This is a genomic window from Curtobacterium citreum (assembly GCF_006715175.1).
Taxonomy (GTDB): Bacteria; Actinomycetota; Actinomycetes; order Actinomycetales; family Microbacteriaceae; genus Curtobacterium; species Curtobacterium citreum.
This window is the reverse complement of the sequence record NZ_VFMQ01000001.1, coordinates 1,353,023-1,377,535: the sequence shown is the minus strand read 5'-3', so window position 1 is coordinate 1,377,535 and position 24,513 is coordinate 1,353,023. Positions and strand designations below refer to the sequence as shown.

The window sequence follows — 24,513 nt, the reverse complement described above, 5'->3', positions numbered from 1 at the left end:
ACCGGCGCGGTCTCGCGACCCGCCTCGTCGTTCGTCCTCATGTGCGGCCATCGGGGATCCCTTCGTTCTGCTCGAAGCCGCCGGCGCCGTCCTCCAGGAGGGGCGAGATGAGCGGCAGCTCGTCGAGCGAGTTGATGCCGAGCTGCTGCAGGAGCAGGTCGGACGTGACGTAGTTGATGGCGCCGGTTTCCGCATCAGTGAACGACTCCTCGATGAGGCCGCGCGCCACGAGCGTGCGCACCACCCCGTCGACGTTCACGGCACGGATCGACGCGATCTGTGACCGGGTGATCGGCTGCTTGTAGGCGACGACCGCGAGGGTCTCGAGCGCGGCCTGCGACAGGCGCGCCGGACGCTCGGCCTCGACGAACTGCTCGACCACGGCGTCCAGGTCGGCCCGGACGTAGAAGCGCCAGCCACCGCCGACCTCGCGGAGTTCGAAGCCGCGACGGACGGTCCCGACCAGCCCGTCGAAGTCGGCGACGAGCCGCTCCACCGCCTGGCGGACGACGGGCACGGGTGCGCCGACCGCTGCTGCGAGCGACACGAGCGACTGCGGCTCGTCCGCGATCATCAGGATCGCCTCGATCTGCCGGTCGACCGCGACGTCGAGCGGCGCGGCGTGGGGTGCGGTGTGCGGCGCGGCGACGAGTTCGTCCACTCCCCCGGGCTCGGCTCCGGCCCCGCCGTCGTGCGCGACGTGGGCGGCGGTCCGGTGCACGGCGTCATCCGTCATAGTCGGCTCCCAGGTTCGCGAGGCTCTCGTCGGACCAGTCCTCGGCGGTCCACCGGAGTGTGAGCTCCCCGAGCGGTTCGGCCTGCTCGAACGAGATCGACGCGTTCCGGTACAGCTCCAGGATCGCCAGGAAGCGAGCGACCACGATACCCGTCTCCGTGACCCCGGCGACCAGGTCGCGGAACGAGACGTCCTCGTCGGCGCGTGTGCGGAGGAGCGAGACGACGATCGCGGCCTGCTCCCGGATGCTCACGAGCGGGGCGTGCAGGTGGTCGAGTCCGACGGTCGGGATCTCCCGCGGCGCGAACGCCAGCATCGCCAGCGCGGCGAAGTCCTGCACCGACAGCGTCCACACGAGCTCCGGCGTCCGGGCCCGGAACCGTTCCTCGAGCCGCACACGACGCACGTGCCGTCGGGACTCCTCCTGCCACCGTTCCCCGAACCACTCCGCGGCCTGCTTGAACGCCCGGTACTGCAGCAGCCGGGCGAACAGCAGGTCCCGCGCCTCGAGCAGGGCGACGTCCTCGGCGTCGACGAGCTCGCCCTGGGGCAGGAGCCCGACGATCTTCAGGTCGAGCAGCGTCGCCGCGACGACGAGGAACTCGCTCGCCTCGTCGAGCTCGTCGGCGGACTCCGCCTGGCGGACGTACGCGATGAACTCACCCGTCACGGCGCCGAGCGACACCTCGGTGATGTCCAGCTCGTGCTTCGTGATGAGCGACAGGAGCAGGTCGAACGGGCCGTCGAAGTTCGACAGCCGGACGCGGAACCCGGTGGCGGCCGCCGGGTCAGGCGACGGCGCCACGCTCGACGAGCTCCCGTGCCAGCTGCCGGTACGCGTGGGCGGCGGCGTGGTCCGGGGCCGTCTGCGTGATCGGGCGCGCCGACACCGTGGCGTCCGGGAACTTCACCGTGCGGCCGATCACCGTGTCGAGCACCCGGTCGTCGAAGGTCTCGACGACGCGCTCCATGACCTCGCGCGAGTGCAGCGTCCGCGAGTCGTACATCGTCGCGAGGATGCCGTCGAGCTGCAGCGCCGGGTTCAGCCGGTCCCGTACCTTGTCGATCGTCTCGATGAGCAGCGCGACGCCGCGGAGCGCGAAGAACTCGCACTCGAGCGGGATGAGCACGCCGTGCGCGGCCGTCAGCGCGTTCACCGTCAGCAGGCCGAGGGACGGCTGGCAGTCGACGAGGATCACGTCGTAGTCGTTCGCGACCTTGCGGAGGACGCTCGCCAGGATCTGCTCCCGCGCGACCTCGTTCACCAGGTGGACCTCGGCCGCGGACAGGTCGATGTTCGCGGGGATGACGTCGAGCAGCGGGACGTTCGTCGGCTGGATGACCTGGTTCGGGTCCTTCACCGAGCCCATCAGCAGGTCGTAGACCGTGGGGATGTCGTGGGTCCGCACGCCGAGGCCGGCGGACAGGGCGCCCTGCGGGTCGAAGTCGACGGCGAGGACGCGACGGCCGTACTCGGCCAACGTGGCGCCGAGGTTGATCGACGTCGTGGTCTTGCCGACGCCGCCCTTCTGGTTGCAGAGCGCGATGATGCGAGCCGGCCCGTGGCCGTCGAGTTCCTCGGGGACGGGGAACTGCCGCACGGGCCGCCCGGTGGGGCCGACCGGGGTCTCGCCGGTGCCGGGGCTGGTCGTCGGGTTGGTGCTCACCCCGTCATGCTACCGGCGGGCCGCCGACGTCCCGGCGCGACCGGCGGGGCGGGCGCGCCACGCGCCTCCCGGCGCGACCGGCGGGGCGGGCGCGCCACGCGCCTCCCGGCGCGACCGGCGGGGCGGGCGCGCCACGCGCCTCCCGGCCTGGAGGCGCGACTCACGCCCGGCGCAGCGCCACCCGCATGCTGTCCACGCGTTCCGCGACGACGGCGTCCGCCGTCCACCGCTGCTGGAGGCGGCCGACGAGGGCCTGCACGTCGCCTTGGTCGAGACCGGGGTGGAGCGCGAGGCCCACCGTCAACTCGGCCCCGGCGAACCGACCGAGCGGGTCCCCCGGCGACAGCTCGACCCGCGCGACCGCCGGCTCGTCGGCCACGGAGTCCGCGAACGCCCGGGCGACCTCCGGGTCCTCGAAGCACGGGGTCCACGGCACGTCCTGGCCGATCGCCCACACGGCCGGTCGGCGCAGCACGAACTCGGTCGGCGCCGTCGGGTCGAGGACCACGAGCTGGGTCTCCTCGCTCGCCGCCGCCATCGCCACGCGCCGCGTCTCCGCCGGCACGGGCCGCGCCGTCGGGTCCCACGACCGCATCGCCTCGGCCGACGTGAACGCCGGCATGACCCTCCGCCCGTCCGGCCCGGCGACCGTCACGATGGACAGCTCCTGGGTCTTGTCGACGAGCTTGCCCTCGGGCGTGTGGCCGACGTCCCCGGCCTCGGCGACGAGCGGGATGAGGAGCCGCGCGGACCGGAGCGCGTCCACCACGGCGCGCTGCGAGCCGCCCTGCTGCAGCCCGGCGATCGCGGCGACCACCGCGGGGTCGGCGAGGCCGTCGTCCTCGTCGTACGCGGTGTCGTGCGCGTCGAACGTCCGTCCGGCCCAGGGATTGCCCGCGGAGTCGGCGGCACCACCGGGGGTGTGCGCGTCGTCATGCGTCGGCTCGGGTCCCGTGCCGCGGCCGTTCGAGATGCCCGCCACCGCGCGCTACGCCCCGGCGACGTCGAGGGCGGCCGGGAGCGTGAACGCGCCGGAGTAGAGCGCCTTGCCGATGATCGCGCCCTCGAGCCCGTGCGGGACGAGCTCGCGGAGGGCCCGCAGGTCGTCGAGCGTCGAGATGCCACCGGAGGCCACGACGGGCTGGTCCGTCCGGTCGCAGACCGCACGGAGGAGCTCCACGTTCGGGCCCTGCAGCGTGCCGTCCTTCGTCACGTCGGTCACCACGTAGCGCGCGCACCCTGCGGCCTCGAGCCGGTCGAGGACCTCCCACAGGTCGCCGGCGTCCTCGGTCCACCCGCGGCTCGCGAGGGTGGTCCCTCGGACGTCGAGCCCGACGGCGATCTGCTCGCCGTACTGCTGGATCACCCGGGCGGCCCACTCGGGCTGCTCGAGCGCGGCGGTGCCGAGGTTCACGCGGGCGGCACCGGTCGCGAGGGCGGCCTCGAGCGAGGCGTCGTCGCGGATGCCGCCGGAGAGCTCGACGGAGACCCCCTCGACCTCGTCGATCGCGCGAGCGATCACCTGCCGGTTGTCGCCGCGACCGAACGCCGCGTCGAGGTCGACGAGGTGGATCCACTCGGCGCCCTGCTCCCGCCACGTGCGGGCGGCGGTGACGGGGTCGCCGTACGAGGTCTCGCTGCCGGCCTCGCCCTGGGTGAGGCGGACGGCCTGGCCGTCGACCACGTCGACGGCGGGGAGCAGGACGAGGGGCGGGGTGGCGGTGAGGTCGGTCATGGTCCTGTCGGGGGTCGTGCGGGCGTGGGCGTGGGCCGGGGCTGTCGCTGGTCGCTGGTCGCTGGTCACTCAGAGTGAGCGGACCCAGTTCCGGAGGAGCTGGATGCCCGGCTCGCCGGACTTCTCGGGGTGGAACTGGGTGGCGGTCAGCGGCCCGTTCTCGACCGCGGCGACGAACCGCTGGCCGTGCTCGGCCCAGGTCAGCCGGGGCGCGCGGAACGGGCCGTATGCGTCGAGCGGGAAGTCGGTGACGCCGTAGGAGTGCACGAAGTAGAAGCGCTCGTCGTGCAGCCCGTCGAACAGGACCGAGTCCTCGGGCGCCTGGACGGTGTTCCAGCCCATGTGGGGCAGGACGTCGGCCTCGAGCGGCTCGACCGTCCCGGGCCACTGCGCCAGGCCCTCGACGTCGGCGCCGCGTTCGACCCCGCGCGCGAACATGACCTGCATGCCGACGCAGATGCCGAGCACCGGACGCCCGCCGGCCAGGCGGTGGTCGACGATCTCGCCGCCGTGCACGCCCTCGAGCTGGTCGACGACCGCAGCGAACGCACCCACGCCCGGGACGAGCAGCCCGTCGGCGCGCAGCGCGGTCTGCTTGTCGGCGCTCAGCGTCACGTCCGCCCCGGCGCGCTCGAGGGCCTTCGCGGCGGAGTGCACGTTGCCGGAGCCGTAGTCGAGGACGACGACGTTCGGCCGCGCGCCCGACGGCTCGGTCTCGGGACTGCCGGACACAGGCCGGTCGGTGCCGGGTCGGTCGGTGCCGGGTCGGTCGGTGCCGGTCACAGGGCGCCCTTGGTCGACGGGATGCCGTCGACGCGCGGGTCGAGCTCGACCGCCTTGCGCATCGCCCGGGCGAAGGCCTTGAACTCGGCCTCGGCGATGTGGTGCGGGTCCCGGCCCTCGAGCACACGGACGTGCACGGTGATGCCGGCGTTGAACGTGATCGCCTCGAACACGTGGCGGACCATCGACCCGGTGAAGTGCCCGCCGATGCGGTGGAACTCGAAGCCGGCGGGCTCCCCCGAGTGCACGAGGAACGGACGGCCGGAGACGTCGACGACCGCCTGTGCCAGCGCCTCGTCGAGGGGCACCAGGGCGTCGCCGTACCGGCCGATGCCGGACCGGTCACCCAGGGCCTGCTTGAGCGCCTGCCCGAGCACGATGCCGGTGTCCTCGACCGTGTGGTGCACGTCGATGTCGGTGTCGCCCGTCGAGCGCACCCGCAGGTCGATGAGCGAGTGCTTGCTGAACGCGGTCAGCATGTGGTCGAAGAACGGCACGCTCGTCGAGACGTCGGACGAGCCGGTGCCGTCCAGGTCGAGCGAGAGCTCGATGCTCGACTCGCTCGTGCTCCTGCTGACGGAGGCGGTACGGGCGGTCATGCGTCCAGCCTAACCGGGGGCTGGTCGGCGGCCACGCGGCGCATGGCGTCGAGGAACGCGGTGGTCTCCTCCTCGGTCCCCGCGCTCACCCGGAGGTGGTTCGGGATGCCGAGGTCGCGGACGATCACGTCTTGGTCGAGCAGGGCCTCGAACGCGGCGTTCGGGTCCGCGACGCCGCCGAACAGGACGAAGTTCGACCAGGTCTCGTACGTGCGGTACCCCATCGCGCCGAGCTCGGTGACCATGCGGTCGCGCTGTTCCTTGATGTCGTCGACCATCGCCAGCATCTCCGGCGCGTGGCGGAGCGCCGCGACGGCGGCCGCCTGCGTCAGCGCGGACAGGTGGTACGGCAGCCGGACGAGCCGGATCGCATCGATGACGGCCGGGTCGGCCGCGAGGTACCCGACCCGGGCGCCCGCGAACGCGAACGCCTTGCTCATCGTGCGCGAGACCACGAGCCGCTCACGCCCCGGCAGCAGCGAGACGGCGCTCGGCACGTCGGCGGGCATGAACTCCGCGTAGGCCTCGTCGACCATCACGATGCCGTCGGTCGCGTCGTACGCGGCGCGGACGGTGTCGATCGACAGGGGCGTCCCGGTCGGGTTGTTCGGCCCGCACAGGAAGACGATGTCGGGCTGGTGCTCGCGGACGGCGGCCACGACGGTCTCGGGCGAGATGCGGAACTCGTCGTCGCGCTGCGCCGGGATCCACGTCGTGCCGGTACCGGACGCCAGGATCGAGTGCATCGAGTAGGTGGGCGGGAACCCGAGCACGCTCCGGCCGGGACCGCCGAAGGCCTGGAGGAGCTGCTGCAGGACCTCGTTCGACCCGTTCGCCGCCCAGAGCTGCTCGGCGGTCAGACCGTGCCCGAGGTACGCGGCGAGCGAATGGCGCAGCTCGGTGAACTCCCGGTCGGGGTAGCGGTTCACCGTCCTCAGCGCCTGACGGATCGACTCCACGATGTCGTCGGCGACGTCCTGCGGCACCGGATGCGTGTTCTCGTTGACGTTCAGCTGCACCCGCACGTGCTTCTGCGGGGCACCGTAGGGGCTCTGCCCACGGAGGTCGTCGCGGATCGGGAGGTCGTCGAGCGTGGTTGCCACCGATCCATCGTAGGCCGCGCTGCCGTGCGGACGACCGGCCGTCCGGACGGTCTCGGCCACGTGGACGATCGGCAGGTCAGTTGCCCGCGGAGTACTTCGCCGGGATCGCGATCTGCTCGCCCGCCTGGAGCGTCGAGCCGTCGAGCGCGTTGAGGCTGACGACGTCCTGCACGAAGTCGCGCGGGTCGGCGTCGGGCGCGGTCTGCTCGGCGAGCGACCACAGGGTCTCGCCCGGCTGCACCGTGACCGTCTCGAAGTGGACGGGAGCCCCGGCACGCGAGGCGTCACCAGCGGAGGCCTGGCCGCCGTTGATCACGGCGAGCAGGATGCCGACGGCGACCGGGAGCGCGGCGAGCGTCGTGAGGACGACCCGTCCACGGCGCGTGAGGCGCAGGCGCGTCCGGACGGCGGGCGTCGCGGTGCGCTGGGTGTCAGCGATGGCGATGGTGCTCATGTCGTTCTGCCTTCCCGTTCGGTGAACCGAAGTCGTGTACCGAACATACTTTCGAACCTGAGGCCGCACAAGTCCCAGGGAGGGATCTCTGCGGGATTTCTTGCCGACACGCTCGAACAGGTGTTTGTCCGGCGTGGGACGGTCGGATACTGTTTCGATCGACTGGGACGAGTCAAGCGGCTACCACCGACATCCGCGGCGATCACGTCCAGACACCGACGAAGGGCGGCCCGACATGGCGGACGAACTGCGGAGCCAGAAGCCGCTGACGGCGAAGCAGCAGGCGATCCTCGACGCGATCCGCGCGTCCATCGCCAGCCGCGGCTACCCGCCGAGCATGCGGGAGATCGGTGACGCCGCCGGCCTGTCGTCCCTGTCGAGCGTCTCCCACCAGCTCGGTCAACTCGAGCTCGGCGGCTGGATCCGTCGCGACCCGAACCGTCCCCGCGCGCTCGAGGTCCTGGTCGACGAGCCGAACCCGGACGTCCAGACCCCGGACGTCGACGCCACGACGCTCGTGCCCCTCGTCGGCCGGATCGCCGCCGGTGTGCCGATCACGGCCGAGCAGCACGTCGACGAGATCGTGCCGCTCCCCCGTCAGCTCGTCGGCACGGGCGACCTCTTCATGCTCAAGGTCGTCGGCGAGTCGATGATCGACGCCGCCATCTGCGACGGCGACTGGGTCGTCGTCCGGTCGCAGCAGACCGCCGAGAACGGTGACGTCGTCGCGGCGATGCTCGACGAGGAAGCCACCGTCAAGGTCTTCCGCCAGCGCGACGGCCACACCTGGCTGCTCCCCCGGAACTCGGCGTTCGAGCCGATCCTCGGTGACGCGGCGACGGTCCTCGGCAAGGTCGTCGCGGTGCTCCGCTCGCTCTGATCGCGACCCGCTCTGATCGCAACCCGCAGACGGACAGGAGGCACGGTGCCAGCTGGCACCGTGCCTCCTGTCCGTCCCGGTGTGGGTTCGGCGACTAGGCCGTGGTGACGGGCGCCACCACGTAGGGGTCGAGCTCCGCGACCTGCCGCTGGAAGACGCGGACGTGCAGTCGGGTGCCGTCCTCGACGTAGTCGGTCGTCTCGACCGCGCCCGCGTCGTGCAGGGCGGACACCAGGTCGCCACGGTCGTAGGGGATGACGACCGTGAGGTCGACGTCCGGTTCCGGCAGACGGTCCTCGATCGCCGCCAGGAGCTCGGCGACGCCCTCGCCCGTGCGCGCCGAGACGAAGACGGCGTCCGGGACCAGGCCGACGAGCACGAGGCGCTGCGCGTCGTCGATCAGGTCCGCCTTGTTGAAGGCGACGACCTCGGGGATGTCGCGCGCGCCGACGTCGCCGATCACGTCGCGGACCGTGGCGAGCTGCGCGGCCGGGTCCGGGTGCGAGCCGTCCACGACGTGCACGATGACGTCGGCCTGGCCGACCTCCTCGAGTGTGGACCGGAACGCCTCGACCAGCTGGTGCGGAAGGTTGCGCACGAAGCCGACGGTGTCGACGAACGTGAACTCGCGCCCCTTGGTGCTCTCGGTGCGGCGGACGGTCGCGTCGAGCGTGGCGAACAGCTGGTTCTGCACCAGCACGCCGGCGCTCGTCAGGCGGTTGAGCAACGACGACTTGCCGGCGTTGGTGTACCCGGCGATCGCGACGCTCGGCACCTCGTTCCGGGCTCGATCGGCACGCTTCGCCTCGCGGGCCGGGGTGAAGCCGGCGATCTGGCGCCGGAGCTTCGCCATCCGGGTGTGGATCTTCCGGCGGTCGAGCTCCATCTTCGTCTCACCGGGGCCACGGGAACCCATGCCCGCACCGCCGGAGACCTGTCCACCGGCCTGCCGGGACATCGACTCACCCCAACCGCGCAGGCGCGGGAGCAGGTACTGCAGCTGCGCGAGTTCGACCTGCGCCTTGCCCTCGCGGGTGGAGGCGTGCTGGCTGAAGATGTCGAGGATCACGGCCGTTCGGTCGATCACCTTGACCTTGACGACGTCCTCGAGCGCGCGACGCTGCGAGGGTGCGAGCTCGGTGTCGGCGATAACCGTGTCCGCGCCGGTGGCCTTGACGACCATCGCGAGTTCCTCGGCCTTGCCCTTGCCGAGGTACGTGGAGGGGTCGGGGGTCGGACGGCGCTGCAGGAGCCCGTCGAGCACCACGGCACCCGCGGTCTCGGCCAGGGCGGCGAGCTCGCGGAGGGAGTTCTCGGCGTCCTGCGCGCTGCCCTGGGGGTACACGCCGATGAGGACGACCTGCTCGAGCCGGAGCTGCCGGTACTCGACCTCGGTGACGTCCTGGAGTTCGGTGGAGAGGCCGGTGACACGGCGCAGGGCCGCCCGGTCCTCGCGTTCGTACTGGTCGCCGTCGCCGGCCCAGCCGTGCTCGTCGACCGATCGGGTCTGGATCGCCTGCGCCGGGGCGAAGATCGCAGACGATGCCTTCGAGTCCGCGTTGCGGAGGACGCGTTCCACGACACCTTCGGCGCTGTCGTCGGATCGTCCGTCGTTCATGGTGGTTTCCGTCATCTTCTCCACAGGGTACCGCCGCCACGCCCGGGACACACGGGGGTCCCGGTACGGTTCTTCCATGGCGAACGAGCACTACTTCTCCGCGAACCCGTCGTCGGAGACGCGTGCGCGCCAGGTGCACGTCACGCTCGCCGGCAAGCCGCTGACCCTGACCACCGCTGCCGGGGTGTTCAGCCCGGACGGCGTCGACCGGGGGACGCGGGTCCTGCTCGGGTCGGTGCCACCGCCCGCGTCGTCGGGCGCCCTGCTCGACGTCGGCTGCGGCTGGGGACCCATCGCGATCACGATGGCGCTCGAGTCGCCGGACGCGCACGTGTGGGGCGTGGACGTCAACGAGCGGGTGCTCGGGCTGGCGCGCGACAACGCCGCCGCGGCCGGCGTCGCGAACGTGACGGTCGGCCTGCCGTCGGAGATCCCCGCCGACCTGCGCTTCCGGACGATCTGGTCCAACCCGCCGATCCGCGTCGGGAAGGACGAGCTGCACGAGATCCTGCTCACCTGGCTCCCCCGGCTCGAGGTCGAGGGCGACGCGTGGCTCGTCGTGTCGAAGGACCTCGGTGGCGACTCGCTGCAGCGCTGGCTCGGGGACACGCTCGGCGCCGGGTTCCGGGTCGCCCGGGCGACGACGGACAAGGGCTTCCGGGTGATCCGGGTGCACCGCGTGGCAGAGGACACAGCCGCGGCGGAGTGAGGCGGGGCTGGTCCGTCCTGCTCGCTGGCCGATCGTGCTGTTCCGGGGTGCCGGCACACCGGCTCGGTGGTCCGGGCTGCCCGCCCGGCTCGGTGCTCGTTGCGCCGGTGACACCCGAGCGTGCTCGAGACGCCTCCGATCACGCGAGACGCCCGGCGAAGCCGTGGCGTCTCGACCGTGGCGCGGCGTCTCGACCGTGGCGCGGCGTCTCGACCGTGGCGCGGCGTCTCGCGAGCAACGCGGCGTCTCGCGGGCGCTGCGGTGCCTCATGGGCGTGGTCGATCGTTCCCATCACGCCCGACATGGGAGGACGAATCGCGCGTACTCGGTCAGGACGAACGACCTCCGACGCGCGGAACCGTCTCCGTCGAGCAGATCGGCCTCCCTCGCGCAGAACGACCCCGGCGCCGAACCCCGGCGCCGAGCCCCAGCCCGCCCCGCGCCGCGCCGCGCCCGACCACGGCGCCGACAGCCTCAGACCGTCAAGTCCCCCGAGAACACCAGTTCCGCCGGCCCCGCGAGCGCCACGTGCTCCCCGTCCTCGGCCGCGAACATCCGCACCGTGACGATCCCGCCCGGGACCCGTACGCGCCACGTGTCCGGCGCCGAGGGCCCCGCCCAGTACCGGGTCGCCAGCGCTGCCGCGACCGCACCGGTCCCGCACGACAGCGTCTCGCCGCTCCCGCGCTCGTGCACCCGCATCGTGATCTCGCCGACGCCGTCCTTGACCAGCGGGTCGCCGGGCAGCACGAACTCGACGTTCGCCCCGGCCGCCGGTGCCGGGTCGAGCACGGGGATCCAGGTCAGGTCGAGTCCGGCGAGCTCGTCCTCGGTCGCGACCGCGACGACGACGTGCGGGTTCCCCACGTCGATGCCGAGGCCGGGTCGTGCGCCGTCGAGCTCCCGCGCCCGGACCATGACGTCGTTCGCGCCGCCGCCCTCGATGCCGAGCCCCCACCGGCCCAGGTCCGCCGAGAACCCGTTCGTGGTCCGCTGGATGTCGACCAGGCCCTTGCGGCTGCCGACGGTCAGCGTCTCCCCCGGTGCGAGGTCGACGAGCCCCGACTCGGTCAGGTACCGCGCGAACACCCGGATGCCGTTGCCGCACATCTCCGCGACCGAGCCGTCGGCGTTGTGGTAGTCCATGAACCAGGTCGCCTCGGGCGCGACCGCGACGAGCGCCCGTCCCTCCGGCAGCGCCTCGGACCGGACGGCCCGGATCACGCCGTCGCCGCCGACGCCGAACCGACGGTCCGCGATGGCCCGGATCCGCTCGGGGGTCAGGTCGACCGTCGCGTCGGGGTCGGCGAACAGGACGAAGTCGTTGCCGGTGCCCTGGCCCTTGGTGAAGTGCAGTTCGGTCACGGGACGATCCTACGGGCCGCCTCCCGCAGGCCCGCGAGGTCCGTCCCGGTCACGTCGAGCACCTCGGCGTCGGCGTACCGCTTGAACCACGAGACCTGCCGCCGGGCGTACTTGCGGGTCGCCACCGCGGTTGCCTCGACGGCGTCGTCCCGAGTCGCCCGCCCGTGCAGCACGTCGAGCGCCTGCGCGTACCCGATCGCGGCGCGGGCGGTCTTCCCCTGCTCCAACCCGTGGTCGCGGAGCGCCGCGACCTCGTCGACGAGCCCCCGGTCGAACATCCGCGCGGCACGCTCGTGCAGTGACGCGACGAGTCCGGTGCGTTCGCGGTGCAGGTGTAGGATCCGGGCGGGTCGCCAGGCGCGGGGCGCGGACGGGAGGCTCGGGGTCACGACCTCGGATCGGCTCGCGATCTCGAGTGCGCGGATCAGGCGCCGCGGGTTGCGTTGGTCGACGCCGGCTGCAGCGGCGGGGTCGAGCGCCCGGAGCCGCTCGACGAGGACACCGGGTCCGAGTTCGGCGTGCTCGCGCTCGAGCCGTGCGCGCAGTTCGGGGTCCGTGCCCGGGAACGCGAGGTCGAAGAGCACCGACGACACGTAGAGCCCGCTGCCGCCGACGAGGAGCGCGACGGCACCGGAGCCCGTGATCCGTTCGACGTCGACACGCGCGTCGCCCTGGTACGTCGCGACGCTCGCCTCGTCGGTCACGTCGAGCACGTCGAGCTGGTGGTGCGGGACCCCTCGGCGTTCCGCGACGCTGAGCTTCGCCGTGCCGATGTCCATGCCGCGGTAGAGCTGCATCGCGTCGGCGTTGACGATCTCCGCCGCACGACCCGAACGGGCGAGCTGTTCGGCGATCGCCAGGGCGAACTCGGACTTGCCGGTCCCCGTCGCGCCGACGACCGCGATCAGGTCGACCGCGGCAGGGTCTGACGACCGGTCGTCGATCGCCAGGCCCTCGGGCAAGAGGGGATCAGCGCCCGACACGGAGCGACGGCAGACCGAGCGAGACCGGACGCGGTCCCGCGGCCGCACCTGCGGGCGCCGGGGTCGGGACGCCGCAGCTCTCCGCCTGCGCGCGGTCCCAGGCGTCGCCCGCGCGGGTGCGACGGATCTGCAGGGGTCCGTCGTTGTCGGCGATCAGGAAGTGCGGGGCCGCACGCGTGACCTCGACCGTGACCACGTCACCGGGACGCGGCACGGCGGAGTCGGCCGGGACCGAGAAGTGCACGAGCCGCGAGTCCTCCGCGCGCCCGGACAGCCGGTGGGTGGCGTCGTCCTTCTTGCCCTCACCCGTGGCGACGAGCACCTGCACGGTGCGACCGACCTGCTTCGCGTGTTCCTCGGCGGTGATCCGGTCCTGCAGCGCGATCAGCCGCTCGTAGCGTTCCTGCACGACCGCCTTCGGCAGCTGGTCCGGCATCGTCGCCGCCGGGGTACCGGGACGGATCGAGTACTGGAAGGTGAAGGCCGATGCGAACCGGGACTGCTCGACCACGCGCAGGGTGTCCGCGAAGTCCTCCTCGGTCTCGCCCGGGAACCCGACGATGATGTCCGTGGAGATCGCCGCGTTCGGGATCTTCACCCGGACGCGGTCCAGGATCCCGAGGAAGCGCTCGCTCCGGTAGCTCCGACGCATCGCCTTGAGCACGCGGTCGGAACCGGACTGCAGCGGCATGTGCAGCTGCGGCATGACGTTCGGCGTCTCGGCCATCGCGTCGATGACGTCGTCGGTGAACGCCGCCGGGTGCGGGCTCGTGAAGCGGATCCGCTCGAGCTCCTCGATCGCACCGGCGGCACGGAGGAGCTTGCTGAACGCCTGGCGGTCCCCGAACTCGACGCCGTACGAGTTGACGTTCTGCCCGAGGAGCGTGACCTCGATCGCGCCGTCGTCGACCAGCGCCTGGATCTCGGCGAGGACGTCCCCGGGTCGACGGTCCTTCTCCTTGCCGCGGAGCGAGGGCACGATGCAGAACGTGCAGGTGTTGTTGCAGCCGACGGAGATCGACACCCACCCGCTGTAGGTCGAGTCGCGCTTCGTCGGCAGCGTCGACGGGAACACGTCGAGCGACTCGAGGATCTCGATCTGCGCCTCGTCGTTGTGCCGTGCGCGCTCGAGCAGGGTCGGGAGCGACCCCATGTTGTGCGTCCCGAACACGACGTCGACCCACGGCGCCTTCTCGAGGATGACGTTCTTGTCCTTCTGCGCCAGGCACCCGCCGACGGCGATCTGCATGCCGGGGTGCTCACGCTTCACACCCGCCAGGTGCCCGAGGTTGCCGTAGAGCCGATTGTCCGCGTTCTCGCGCACCGCGCAGGTGTTGATCACGACGACGTCGGCCTGCTCGCCGTCGGCGGCGACGTACCCGGCCGACTGCAGCGAACCGCTGAGGCGCTCGGAGTCGTGCACGTTCATCTGGCACCCGTAGGTGCGGACTTCGTAGGTGCGGGGGCGGGCGTCGACGGTGGCCATGATCGTCCCAGTGTAGGTCGGTGCGGGACTACTCGAAACGGACGGACCCGCCCCCGGAGGGTGGTCGCCGTCCGCCGCCGTCGAGGGCGCGCTCGACCGCGATCCGCACCACGCCGGAGCCGTAGCCCTTGCGCATGAGGAACCCGCTGAGACGTCGCTCGGCGGTCGCGCGGTCGAGCCCACGGAGCTGCCCGGCCCGCTTCTGAGCGAGCTCGATCGCGCGGACGAACTCGTCGTCCGCGTCGTCCGCCGCCGCCTCGAGCGCAGCGTCGATCGCCGTCTGGTCGATCCCGCGCCGACGGAGCTCCGCGACGACCCCCTGGCGCCCGAGGCCCTTCCGCTCGTGGAGCCGGTCGACCAGGTCCGTCGCCAGTGCCACGTCGTCGAGCAGTCCGACCCGGACGAGCCGTGCGACCTCGTGTTCGACGACGTCCGGGTCGAGGTCCTGCTTGGTCAGCACCTGACGCATCTCGGACTCGCTGACGCCCTTGCGCCCGAGCGCCCGCATGCTCACCCGTTCGGCATCAGCACGCTGCTCGTCGAGCGGTCGCGGAACCTCGTCGGGTTCGAGCTCCTGTCCCCCGCGGATCGAGAACACCAACGCCGCCGCAGCGTCCGCGGTCTCGGTGTCGTACCCGCGCTGAGCCTCGTACCCGGTCCGCTCCGACCGTGCACTCCGGCCGCTGCCGTCTCCGACGACGGGTGACAGCCACTCCGCCTGCGGACGAGCACCGTGCAGCGGCACCGGCGCATCGACGTCTGCCGCACCCGGGAACGCCGTCTCGGACGCCGTCTCCGCGCCGACCCCGGTCTCGTGCTCAGGTTCGGACTCGGGTTCGGGCTCGTACCAGCGCTCGTCGTCACCGGACGGCGCACCGGCGCGCGGGAGACCGTCGTGCCGCCCGACCGGCGGAACCGAGCGACCACGACGCGACCGCGCACCGAACAGGTCGGTCACCGGCGCGAGGTCTGCGTCGTGGTCGTGGTCGTCCGTCACGCGCCCTTGCGCTCCGCGATCTTCGGCGCGATGGACTCGACCTTGGCGTCGTCGGCGTCGGCCTTGGCGCCACCGACACCGAGCTTCGCGAGGATCTTGCCCTCGATCTCGGCGGCGATGTCGGCGTTCTGGATCAGGAACGAACGCGAGTTCTCCTTGCCCTGCCCCAGCTGGTCGCCGTCGTAGGTGTACCAGGCGCCCGACTTCTTGACGATGCCGTGGTCGACACCGAAGTCGAGCAGCGAGCCCTCGCGCGAGATGCCCGTGCCGTACAGGATGTCGAACTCCGCCTGCTTGAAGGGCGGCGCCATCTTGTTCTTGACGACCTTGACGCGCGTGCGGTTGCCGACCGCGTCCGTGCCGCTCTTCAGGGTCTCGATGCGACGGATGTCGAGACGGACCGACGCGTAGAACTTGAGCGCCTTGCCACCCGCGGTGGTCTCGGGGCTGCCGAAGAACACACCGATCTTCTCGCGCAGCTGGTTGATGAAGATCATCGTCGTCTGCGTCTGGTTCAGCCCACCCGCGAGCTTGCGGAGCGCCTGCGACATGAGGCGTGCCTGCAGACCCACGTGCGAGTCACCCATCTCGCCCTCGATCTCGGCGCGGGGCACGAGCGCCGCGACGGAGTCCACCACGATCAGGTCGATCGAACCCGAACGGACGAGCATGTCGGCGATCTCGAGCGCCTGCTCACCGGTGTCGGGCTGGGACACGAGCAGCGCGTCGATGTCGACGCCGAGCTTCTTCGCGTACTCCGGGTCGAGCGCGTGCTCCGCGTCGATGAAGGCCGCGATGCCGCCGGCACGCTGCGCGTTCGCGATGGCGTGCAGCGTCAGGGTCGTCTTACCGGAGGACTCCGGGCCGTAGATCTCGATGATGCGGCCGCGCGGCAGTCCACCGATGCCGAGTGCGACGTCGAGCGCGACCGAACCGGTCGGGATGATGGCGACCGGAGCGCGGTCGTCCGACCCGAGGCGCATCACGGTGCCCTTGCCGAACTGGCGGTCGATCTGGGCGAGTGCGGTTTCGAGGGCCTTCTCGCGGTCTGCGGGTGATGGCATGGTGGTGCTCCTTCGTGCTCAGTGTCGGCCGCCTGTAGGCTGTCGCGTCCACCCCGGCCGGTGCTGCAGGGCCGGGACTTGAGCGACAAGGCTTCGGGCTGTTCCCGATGACTCGAACCTAGGGCCGGCCACCGACATCACTGCCGGTCGACGCGCCACCTGTGGACGGACATCCGGAGCAACTCCGATGTGGAGGAACGTAGCACCGATCGAACACGCGTTCGAGCAACACGCCGAACACAGTTTCGGGTCGTGCGGACCGGGTCAGTCCCGCGGTTCCGCGAGCCCCTTGCCGTGCCGCTTGTCGAGCGGCACGTCCTGCGAGTCGCACAGCGCCTCCCACACACGACGCGCATCGATCCCGGCGTCGAGCGCGTCCGCCGCGGACCGCCCGCCCAGCTCCTCGAGCACGACGTCCCGCGTCACCACTGCGCCGTAGGCCGACCCGAACACCTGGTCGACGGCACGCCAGAACTCACTCACCCGCATCCGACCAGCGTAACGAGCGCCCCGGACAGCAGAACGCCCCCGCCTGCATCGGCGGGGGCGTCCGTGGAGCGGTACGGGGTCAGCGCACCGCGAGGTCGTTGTCGAACTCGGCGACGAGGTCGTCGGGCAGGGTGTCCGGGACCGGGGTGAGTCCCTCGACGACCGCGAGCCGGTCGCCGACCTCGCGCATGATGGTCGAGATGGGCGTGTCGAGCGCGTCGGCCACGGAGGCGAGGATCTCGGAGCTGGCCTCCTTCTGACCGCGCTCCACCTCGCTCAGGTACCCGAGAGCAACGCTGGCCTTGGACGCGACCTGACGGAGGGTCCGGCCCTTCTGCAAGCGGAAGTCCCGCAGCACGTCGCCGATCTCCTGACGAACGAGAACCATGAGAACTCCTCCTCTCTGTCGTCTCCGCGCCCGCCTGGTCCCGGTGACCGTGGTCGGGTTCAGCAACGGTGACGTTGCCGGTTGCAGCATGCTAGCGACGCCGGCTGCCGTCCTGCTGGAGATTGCGTGGGATGTAACCCAGCGGTAACGGGGCCTATTCCCCGCTGCGCACCGTCGCCGACATCCGTGCCAGGAGTTCGGAGACCGTGCCCTGTCGGATTGCCTCGCGGTCGCCCTCCAGGTGGAGTTCGTACGCCTCGGCGCCCGACGCGGACGCGATGCCGACGAACACCGTGCCCACGGGCTTGCCGTCCTGCGGGTCCGGGCCGGCGACACCGGTGGTGCTGATCCCCCACGTGGCGGGCTCGCCGTCGACCGCGAGTGCGGTGCGGACGCCGCTCGCCATCTGCCGGGCGACCTCGGGGTCGACCGCCCCGTGCTCGGCGAGGAGGTCCGCCGAGACGCCGAGCACGGTGTGCTTGACGGGCGTCGCGTACGCCACGACACCACCGCGGACGACGACGCTGGCCCCGGGGACCCCGACGAGGGTCGCCACGACGAGGCCGCCCGTGAGCGACTCGGCCACAGCCACGGTCTCGCCACGGGCGGTCAGCACGGCGACGAGCGCTGCGACGTCGGTCACGCGGCGGTCCGGTTGTGCTTCCAGGCCTGCCAGAGGTAGTCGGCCCCGCTGATCACGGTGGCGAGGAGCGCGGCGGTCATCAGGATGCCGTTCACCCAGTGCGCGAGGTCGCCGACGACGTTCCACCACGGGAACAGCGCGAGCGTGATCGCGACGGCCTGCAGCACGGTCTTGACCTTGCCGCCGCGGCTCGCCGGGATCACCCGGTCCGACAGGACGGCGAACCGGAAGACGGTGATGCCGATCTCGCGGAGCATGATCAGCACGGTCACGATCCAGGGCAGCTCACCGAGGATCGACAGCGCGACCAGGGCGCCCCCGATGAGCACCTTGTCGGCGATCGGGTCGACGAGCTTCCCGAAGTCCGTGACCAGGTTCTGGCGGCGGGCGATGATGCCGTCCGCGCTGTCGGTGACGATCGCCACGACGAAGACGACCGCGGCCCACACCCGCAGCGACGTGTCCTGCCCGCCGTCGGCGAGCAGCATCACGAAGAACAACGGCGCCATCAGGATGCGCACGACGGTGATGACGTTGGCGACGTTCGCGGTCGACGCCGGTCCCTCGCCCTTGCGGAGCAACCGGCCCCGCCACGGGAACCGGGCCGCCGAGCGGGTGTGCTGCGAGCTGGTCACGTCGTCACTCCCTGCCCGTCAGTCCCCAGGCGTCCTCGTCCGGACCGTCCTCTTCCTCAGGGTACCCGCGCGTCATGTCGGCGACCGGGTCGGTACCGTAGCGGTCCTCGTCCGGCGGCGTCGACGTCGGCGCGGATGCGACCGGTGCCGCCGGGCCCGGTGCGGGAGCCGCTGCCGGCTCGGCGGGCGGCTCCTCACCGCGGAGCTTCGCGAGGACGGCGGGCAGCTGGTCCGGCGTGACGAGCACGTCGCGGGCCTTCGACCCCTCGGACGGGCCGACGATGTCCCGCGACTCCATGAGGTCCATCAGGCGACCGGCCTTCGCGAACCCGACGCGGAGCTTGCGCTGGAGCATCGACGTCGAGCCGAACTGCGTCGACACGACCTGCTCGACCGCGGCGAGCAGCAGCTCGAGGTCGTCGCCGATGTCCGCGTCGATCTCCTTGCGCTCGACCACGGCGGCGACGTCCTGCCGGTACTCGGGCTGGGCCTGCCGGGTGACGTGCTGGACGACCTCGGCGACCTCGCTCTCCTGGACCCAGGCGCCCTGCACGCGGACGGCCTTCGAGGACCCCATCGGCAGGAACAGCGCGTCGCCCTGACCGATGAGCTTGTCGGCGCCGGGCTGGTCGAGGATGACGCGCGAGTCGGTGACGCTCGTCACCGCGAACGCGATGCGCGACGGCACGTTCGCCTTGATCAGACCGGTGATGACGTCGACCGACGGGCGCTGCGTCGCGAGCACGAGGTGGATGCCGGCAGCGCGGGCGAGCTGGGTGATACGGACGATCGACTCCTCGACGTCGCGGGGCGCGACGAGCATGAGGTCGGCGAGCTCGTCGACGACGACGAGCAGGTACGGGTAGGGCTTGAGCTTCCGCTCGCTCCCGGCCGGCAGGACGATCTCGTTGTTCTCGATGGCCTTGTTGAAGTCGTCGACGTGGCGGAAGCCGAACGACGCCAGGTCGTCGTACCGCATGTCCATCTCCTTCACGACCCACTGCAGCGCCTCGGCCGCCTTCTTGGGGTTCGTGATGATGGGCGTGATGAGGTGCGGGACCCCCGCGTAGATCGACAGCTCGACGCGCTTCGGGTCGACGAGGACCATCCGGACCTCGGACGGCTTCGCGCGCATGAGGAGCGACGTGATCATCGAGTTGATGAACACCGACTTGCCGGAGCCCGTCGAGCCCGCGACGAGCATGTGCGGCATCTTCGCGAGGTTCGCGACGACGAAGCCTCCCTCGACGTCCTTGCCGACGCCGATCGTCATCGGGTGCTTGGACTTCCGCGCCGCGTTCGAGCGCAGGACGTCGCCGAGCGAGACGACCTCGCGGTCGGTGTTCGGGATCTCGACGCCGATCGCGCTCTTGCCGGGGATGGGCGAGAGGATGCGGACCTCGTTCGACGCGACCGCGTACGACAGGTTCTTCGACAGCGCCGTGACCCGCTCGACCTTGACGCCCGGACCGAGCTCGATCTCGTAGCGCGTGACCGTCGGGCCCCGGGAGAAGCCGGTGACCTTCGCGTCGACCTTGAACTCCGTGAGGACGCCCGTGATCGCGGCGACGATGTCGTCGTTCGCCTGGCTGCGGGCGACCGACGGCGTCCCGGCGCTCAGTGTCGTCGCTGCGGGCAGTCGGTACGGCGCGGACGGGTCCTCGTCCGCTGCGCCCGCGGCGGGGAGCCCCTGCAGGTCGTCCTCGGCCGGTTCGGCGTCCGGCACCGACGCGGGTGCCGAGGCGGACACGACCGGCGAGACGCCGGCGTTCGGGCGCGCGACCGGTGCGACGGCCGGCGTGGCAGCCGGAGCCGCGACCGACGCAGCCTCCGTGTGGTCGGGCACCGCCACCCCGGCGTCACGGAGCACGCGCTCGGCGACCTCGAGGTCCTGTTCGATGGAGTCGTTGAGGTTCACCGACCCGGGCTCGGTCGGCGTGTGGTCGACCAGGCTGGCCGCGGCACCCGCGTTCGGGCGCTCCGACGTCGGCGCGGGCGCGGCCGCGGGCAGCACCGGGGTGTCGTACGCCGGGTCTTCCTCGCGACCGGAGCCGTTGCGCCGCCACCACGGGACGGTGCCGCCCTCGGGCTGGTCGCCGCCGGACTGCTGGTCGCCGCCGGACTGCTGGTCGCCCTCGAAGCCGAGGTCGTCGAAGAGCTGGAAGTCGCCCTCGCCGCCCTGCTGGCGCTTGCGACCGCGGGGCCGCGGAGCAGGAGCGTCGGCGTCGGCGGCCGGGTCGGCCTCGGCCTCGGGCGCCGGGGCGCCGAACAGGTAGGCGTAGAGCTCGTGCAGCCGTCGACCGGTCTTGTTCGGCGGCGTCTTGGTGATGATGAAGAGGGAGAGCACGAGCAGCAGCACGGCGACGGGTACCGCAACCCAGACCGTGGCGACCGCGACGAGCCAGCTGATGACGACCCAGCCGAGCACGCCGCCCGCCGCTGCGAGGGCGACCATGCCGTCCGCGGCGCTCGGCTGTCCGCCGAACACGTGGCAGAGCGAGGCGATCGACACGAGCATCAGCCCGAGCCCGATCCCGATCCGGGTGTTGTCGTGCACCGAAGCGGGGTGCCGGAACAGCCACCCGGCGAAGACGATCATGATCACCGGGAGCGCGACTGCCAGCCGGCCGAAGAGCCCGCCGAACGTGTACGCGTCGAGCGCGACCGACACCGGGTTCGTCGGGTTGAGCCACTCGACCACGCCGCCCGCGATCGCGAGCACGAACAGCAGGAACGGGAAGCCGTCGCGGCGCTGGTCCTTCTCGAGGGACTCCTTGCCGAGCAGCCGGAAGAGCGCGCCGACCCCGTGGGCCATGCCGAGCCAGGCGCTCACGATCGGGTTCTGCTCGCGGAACACCGGCGTCGGTGCGGCCTGCGGCAGCTTCTTCGTGGTCGCTCGCGTGCGCGACGTCCCACGCGACCCGCTCCCGCGGGACGACGATGACGCGCGCGAACGCGTGGTCGACTTGGTGCCTCCGGCCATGGGGACGACCCTAATCCCCGCTCGGGACATTCCGCGGTCGCCCCGCCATCAGTACCGGATCGCGTCGATGACCTTGACGCGGACCGCGACGATGGCCGGCAGGAACCCGGCGAGCGCGCCGACGAGCACGGCCGACCCGACCCCGACGAGCGCGGCCTCGACCGGGAACGGTGCCCCGCCCACGTCGACGCCCTGCGTGATGAGGCCGCGGACGGTGTCGTTCCCGAGCAGCGCGGCACCGACCATGACGCCGACGCCGCCCGCGACGAGCGTGCCGAGCACGTTCTCGAGCAGGACCGCGACGAAGATCCGTCCGGCGGTCGCACCGACGCCCCGTCGCACCCCGATCTCGCGGATGCGCTGGCGGACGCTGACGAGCGACACGTTGAGCAGGCCGAGCCCACCGAGCACCAGGACCAGGACCGCGACGCCCGCGATCACCCAGCGGAGCGGGCCGAGCGGGTCGCCGTCCACCTGACCGGCCGCGTCGGACCGGTCCGCGGAGACGGTCCACCCGGGGCCGAGGGCACGCTCGGCGTCGGCGGCGATGCGTTCGGCGACGGCCTTGCCGGAGGCCGCCGGGACCCACGCCTGGAAGGTCCGGCCCGCCCCGAGGTCCGGCGACACCGCGGCGTTCGCGGTCGCGACGGAGTTCGCCAGCTGGTAGAAGGACGGATCGGTGTCGTACTCCGACGACACCACCTGGCCGATCACGACGGCGGTGACGTCGGGCGTCCCCGGCAGTCGCACGACCGGGTGGGTCACGATGTCCGGGCTGCCGATCCGCTCGAGGAACGCCCGGTTGACGACGATCGCGGGGGCCAGGCGGTCCCGGTCCCGCTCGGTGAACCACGCCCCCGACGCGAGCCGCACGCGGTGCATCTCGGCGTACGCGGGGTCGACCGTCGTGCCCTGCACGAGCGCGACCCCGTCCGGGAACTGCACGTCGCGCTGCACGAACGTCGCCTCGGACGTGTACCGGACGTCGTAGCGCTCGGCTCCGGCGCGCAGCTCGCGGTCGAGCGCAGCGGCGTCCGCGACGGCCGCCGTCCCCGCGGGGTCCGCGGACCCGGAGCCGGTGGTGGAACCGTTGAACGAGTACGTCGCGGGTCGGCCGCCGTACTGCTCGTTGAACGCGGCGGTGACCCGTTCGGCGAGCGACCCGAAGCCGACGACGACCGCGAGGGACGCCACGGCGATCGTCACGCCGACCAGGCTGAGGACGACGCGGCCGCGGTGCACGCGGAGCTCCTGCCACGACTCGACGAACGTGCCGACGACCGTGGTGAGCAGCCGGTTCACGCGACGCCCCCGACGATCGCGGACGCAGCAGCACCGGACAGATCAGCACCGGACGGATCAGCACCGGACGGATCAGCACGGACGAGCGCATCGCCCTCTTCCACGATCCCGTGGTCGATCCGGTGCACCACGTCCGCCCGGGCGGCGACCGCGGGGTCGTGCGTGATCGTCACCAGGGCCGCACGCGTCTCGGCCGCGACGGTCTCGAGCAGCTCCATCACGACCCGTCCGGTGTCGACGTCGAGCGCCCCGGTCGGCTCGTCGGCCAGGATCAGGCGCGGGGCGCGGACGAGCGCGCGGGCGATCGCCACGCGCTGTTGCTCGCCACCCGAGAGCCGGTGCGGCTGCGTGTCCGCCTTGTCGGCGAGCCCCACCCGGTCGAGCATCTCGAGCGCGAGCCGACGGCGCGACCAGAACGCGCGGCCGCTCGCGTAGAGCAGGGGCACCTCGACGTTCTCGACCGCGGTGCGGCCCTGCAGCAGGTTGAACTGCTGGAAGACGAAGCCGACGTCGGCGCCGCGGATCCGGTCGCGGCGGACGGACCCGGCGCGGCCGACGTCGCGTCCGTCGAACTCGTGCAGCCCGTCGGTCGGGGTGTCGAGCAGCCCGAGGACGTTGAGGAGCGTCGACTTGCCCGATCCGGACCGTCCGACGATGGCGACCCGGCTGTCCGCCTCGACGTCGAGGTCGACCCCGCGCAGGATCTCGAGCGTCGACCCGTCCGGCAGCGGCACGGACTTCCGGAGGTCCCGGACGTGCACCAGGCTCATCCGACGAACACCCCGCCCTCGTCCGTGCCCTCGTCGGACTGCTCCTGCTTGCCGGGGACGAACTGCAGGACCGTGTCGCCCTCGGCGAGCCCGGCCTTGACCTCGACGGTCTCGCCGTCGTTCAGGCCGAGCTCGACGGTCTTCTCGGAGCGCCCGCCGTCGCTGTCGACCACGGTCACGACGCCCTTCTGGGCGGTGCCCTCGACCGCGGTGGTCGGGAGCGTCAGGACCCCCTGCGCCGACCCGGCGGACACGGCGAGGGTGACCTCGAGCCCGGGGAACACGGTCACGCCGCCGGGGACGTCGCACCGGAGCTGGGTGCCGCCGGTGCCACCTCCGGCACCGTCCGCGCCGGTGCCGTCCGAGCCGTCGGAGCCCGTGCCGGACGAGCCGGCCGCGGACGAGCCGGCCCCGGAGCCGTCGGCCCCGGCGCTCGTGAGCGACAGGTTCGTGCACGTGAACGGGGCCGGGCCGTCGGTGATGGTGACGGTGGCCTCGGACGGCCGCGAGGTCAGCCGGTACAGCTGCGCGGCACCGAGCGTCGCGGTCGCCCGGTAGGCCTCCGGCGCGACGCGGGCCACCACGTCGCCGATCGCGACGGGCTGCTTCGCGACGAGGTCCAGCCCCGAGACCACCCCGGCTGCGGGCGCGACGACGGTGGCGAAGGTCACCTTCGCGGGCAGCGGCTGCCCGTCCTCCGTCGTGCCGGTCGACGGGGTCTCGACACGGACGTCGACGATCGGGGCGCCCTGCTCGACCGCGGTGCCGTTCCCGACGAACACCTTGTTGATCGTGCCCTCGGCGGTGGCGCGGACCGGGGTCGCGGCGACCGACTCGATGGTCCCCTTCGCCTCGACGTCGTTGACGACGTCCCCGGTGGTGACGGTGACGGTCGGGTCTTCGAGCTGCGCCGTCGGCGTGGTCTCCTGCCCCTCGGGCTGCGCGGCGAAGAACGCGAGACGGACGAGGGACACCGCGATGACGGCGAACACGAGGAACTTCAGGCCGGGCCACACCCAGCGACGCAGGACGGTCACGCTCCGGACGGTAGCGACTGGTATTCCAGATGCGCGTCATCCTGTGGGATGAAACAGGTTGGCCGCCGGGCCGGGACCGCTCCGACC

25 protein-coding genes are annotated in these 24,513 nt (G+C 72.0%); 2 read left to right on the top strand and 23 right to left on the bottom strand.

The features are described 5' to 3' along the window. Positions 1-37: 37 nt before the first annotated feature. The 9 genes from scpB to FB462_RS06565 form a co-directional block, all read right to left on the bottom strand. The gene (gene scpB, locus FB462_RS06605; RefSeq protein WP_141860842.1) at positions 38-736 is read right to left on the bottom strand and encodes an SMC-Scp complex subunit ScpB; all 699 of its coding nucleotides are present in this window, start codon (positions 734-736) and stop codon (positions 38-40) included. Further along, positions 726-1,541 carry a segregation and condensation protein A gene (locus FB462_RS06600; RefSeq protein ID WP_114849126.1) on the bottom strand — a complete coding sequence of 272 codons (816 nt, stop codon included), beginning with the start codon at positions 1,539-1,541 and terminating at the stop codon, positions 726-728. The genes scpB and FB462_RS06600 overlap by 11 nt, the downstream gene beginning before the upstream one ends. Next, positions 1,525-2,403 carry a ParA family protein gene (locus FB462_RS06595; RefSeq protein ID WP_058742961.1) on the bottom strand — a complete coding sequence of 293 codons (879 nt, stop codon included), beginning with the start codon at positions 2,401-2,403 and terminating at the stop codon, positions 1,525-1,527. The genes FB462_RS06600 and FB462_RS06595 overlap by 17 nt, the downstream gene beginning before the upstream one ends. Before the next feature lie 160 nt (positions 2,404-2,563). After that, positions 2,564-3,385: an SseB family protein gene (locus FB462_RS06590; RefSeq protein WP_141860840.1), complete on the bottom strand. Its 822-nt coding sequence runs from the start codon at positions 3,383-3,385 to the stop codon at positions 2,564-2,566. 6 nt (positions 3,386-3,391) lie between these two features. Further along, on the bottom strand, positions 3,392-4,138 hold the full coding sequence (gene priA / locus FB462_RS06585; RefSeq protein WP_141860838.1) for a bifunctional 1-(5-phosphoribosyl)-5-((5-phosphoribosylamino)methylideneamino)imidazole-4-carboxamide isomerase/phosphoribosylanthranilate isomerase PriA: 747 nt from the start codon (positions 4,136-4,138) through the stop codon (positions 3,392-3,394). A gap of 69 nt (positions 4,139-4,207) precedes the next feature. Continuing rightward, complete coding sequence (hisH, locus tag FB462_RS06580; RefSeq protein WP_141863278.1) at positions 4,208-4,870, bottom strand: imidazole glycerol phosphate synthase subunit HisH; 663 nt, start codon at positions 4,868-4,870, stop codon at positions 4,208-4,210. 47 nt (positions 4,871-4,917) lie between these two features. Further along, positions 4,918-5,520 carry an imidazoleglycerol-phosphate dehydratase HisB gene (gene hisB / locus FB462_RS06575; protein WP_141860836.1) on the bottom strand — a complete coding sequence of 201 codons (603 nt, stop codon included), beginning with the start codon at positions 5,518-5,520 and terminating at the stop codon, positions 4,918-4,920. Next, positions 5,517-6,623, bottom strand: a complete 1,107-nt coding sequence (locus FB462_RS06570; protein WP_141860834.1) for a histidinol-phosphate transaminase — start codon at positions 6,621-6,623, stop codon at positions 5,517-5,519. The genes hisB and FB462_RS06570 overlap by 4 nt, the downstream gene beginning before the upstream one ends. Positions 6,624-6,699: 76 nt before the next feature. Then, on the bottom strand, positions 6,700-7,077 hold the full coding sequence (locus tag FB462_RS06565) for a LysM peptidoglycan-binding domain-containing protein (RefSeq protein WP_141860832.1): 378 nt from the start codon (positions 7,075-7,077) through the stop codon (positions 6,700-6,702). 235 nt (positions 7,078-7,312) lie between these two features. Here FB462_RS06565 and lexA point away from each other — a divergent pair, with 235 nt between their 5' ends. Continuing rightward, entirely contained in the window at positions 7,313-7,957 is a 645-nt protein-coding gene (lexA, locus tag FB462_RS06560) for a transcriptional repressor LexA (RefSeq protein WP_058742957.1), read from the top strand. Between the two features lie 94 nt (positions 7,958-8,051). On the opposite strand, the gene hflX is transcribed toward lexA, so the two are convergent. After that, positions 8,052-9,590 carry a GTPase HflX gene (gene hflX, locus FB462_RS06555; protein WP_141860831.1) on the bottom strand — a complete coding sequence of 513 codons (1,539 nt, stop codon included), beginning with the start codon at positions 9,588-9,590 and terminating at the stop codon, positions 8,052-8,054. A 61-nt stretch (positions 9,591-9,651) separates the two neighbouring features. On the opposite strand from hflX, the gene FB462_RS06550 reads away from it, so the two are divergent. Next, positions 9,652-10,284: a class I SAM-dependent methyltransferase gene (locus FB462_RS06550; protein WP_114849121.1), complete on the top strand. Its 633-nt coding sequence runs from the start codon at positions 9,652-9,654 to the stop codon at positions 10,282-10,284. A 474-nt stretch (positions 10,285-10,758) separates the two neighbouring features. On the opposite strand, the gene dapF is transcribed toward FB462_RS06550, so the two are convergent. From dapF to FB462_RS06485, 13 genes are all read right to left on the bottom strand, one after another. Further along, positions 10,759-11,649, bottom strand: coding sequence for a diaminopimelate epimerase (gene dapF / locus FB462_RS06545; protein ID WP_141860828.1), 891 nt, complete (start codon positions 11,647-11,649; stop codon positions 10,759-10,761). Continuing rightward, positions 11,646-12,611, bottom strand: a complete 966-nt coding sequence (gene miaA / locus FB462_RS06540; RefSeq protein ID WP_244289132.1) for a tRNA (adenosine(37)-N6)-dimethylallyltransferase MiaA — start codon at positions 12,609-12,611, stop codon at positions 11,646-11,648. The genes dapF and miaA overlap by 4 nt, the downstream gene beginning before the upstream one ends. A gap of 7 nt (positions 12,612-12,618) precedes the next feature. Continuing rightward, positions 12,619-14,118: a tRNA (N6-isopentenyl adenosine(37)-C2)-methylthiotransferase MiaB gene (gene miaB, locus FB462_RS06535; RefSeq protein WP_141860826.1), complete on the bottom strand. Its 1,500-nt coding sequence runs from the start codon at positions 14,116-14,118 to the stop codon at positions 12,619-12,621. Positions 14,119-14,146: 28 nt separating this feature from the next. Beyond that, entirely contained in the window at positions 14,147-15,115 is a 969-nt protein-coding gene (locus FB462_RS06530) for a regulatory protein RecX (RefSeq protein ID WP_141860824.1), read from the bottom strand. After that, positions 15,112-16,179, bottom strand: coding sequence for a recombinase RecA (gene recA, locus FB462_RS06525; RefSeq protein ID WP_114849117.1), 1,068 nt, complete (start codon positions 16,177-16,179; stop codon positions 15,112-15,114). The genes FB462_RS06530 and recA overlap by 4 nt, the downstream gene beginning before the upstream one ends. A gap of 264 nt (positions 16,180-16,443) precedes the next feature. Then, a complete protein-coding gene (locus FB462_RS06520; protein WP_114849116.1) occupies positions 16,444-16,668 on the bottom strand; it encodes a DUF3046 domain-containing protein in 225 nt (74 codons plus the stop codon). A 79-nt stretch (positions 16,669-16,747) separates the two neighbouring features. Next, positions 16,748-17,056 carry a helix-turn-helix domain-containing protein gene (locus FB462_RS06515; protein ID WP_058742950.1) on the bottom strand — a complete coding sequence of 103 codons (309 nt, stop codon included), beginning with the start codon at positions 17,054-17,056 and terminating at the stop codon, positions 16,748-16,750. A gap of 154 nt (positions 17,057-17,210) precedes the next feature. Next, on the bottom strand, positions 17,211-17,699 hold the full coding sequence (locus FB462_RS06510; protein WP_114849115.1) for a CinA family protein: 489 nt from the start codon (positions 17,697-17,699) through the stop codon (positions 17,211-17,213). After that, positions 17,696-18,334 carry a CDP-diacylglycerol--glycerol-3-phosphate 3-phosphatidyltransferase gene (gene pgsA, locus FB462_RS06505; RefSeq protein WP_114849114.1) on the bottom strand — a complete coding sequence of 213 codons (639 nt, stop codon included), beginning with the start codon at positions 18,332-18,334 and terminating at the stop codon, positions 17,696-17,698. The genes FB462_RS06510 and pgsA overlap by 4 nt, the downstream gene beginning before the upstream one ends. A gap of 4 nt (positions 18,335-18,338) precedes the next feature. Next, complete coding sequence (locus FB462_RS06500; protein ID WP_141860822.1) at positions 18,339-21,317, bottom strand: FtsK/SpoIIIE family DNA translocase; 2,979 nt, start codon at positions 21,315-21,317, stop codon at positions 18,339-18,341. 48 nt (positions 21,318-21,365) lie between these two features. Continuing rightward, on the bottom strand, positions 21,366-22,619 hold the full coding sequence (locus FB462_RS06495) for an ABC transporter permease (RefSeq protein WP_141860820.1): 1,254 nt from the start codon (positions 22,617-22,619) through the stop codon (positions 21,366-21,368). Next, positions 22,616-23,389 carry an ABC transporter ATP-binding protein gene (locus tag FB462_RS06490; protein ID WP_141860818.1) on the bottom strand — a complete coding sequence of 258 codons (774 nt, stop codon included), beginning with the start codon at positions 23,387-23,389 and terminating at the stop codon, positions 22,616-22,618. Before FB462_RS06490 ends, FB462_RS06495 begins: the two co-directional genes overlap by 4 nt. Beyond that, on the bottom strand, positions 23,386-24,426 hold the full coding sequence (locus FB462_RS06485; RefSeq protein WP_114849110.1) for a permuted SH3 domain-containing protein: 1,041 nt from the start codon (positions 24,424-24,426) through the stop codon (positions 23,386-23,388). Before FB462_RS06485 ends, FB462_RS06490 begins: the two co-directional genes overlap by 4 nt. Positions 24,427-24,513: the final 87 nt, after the last annotated feature.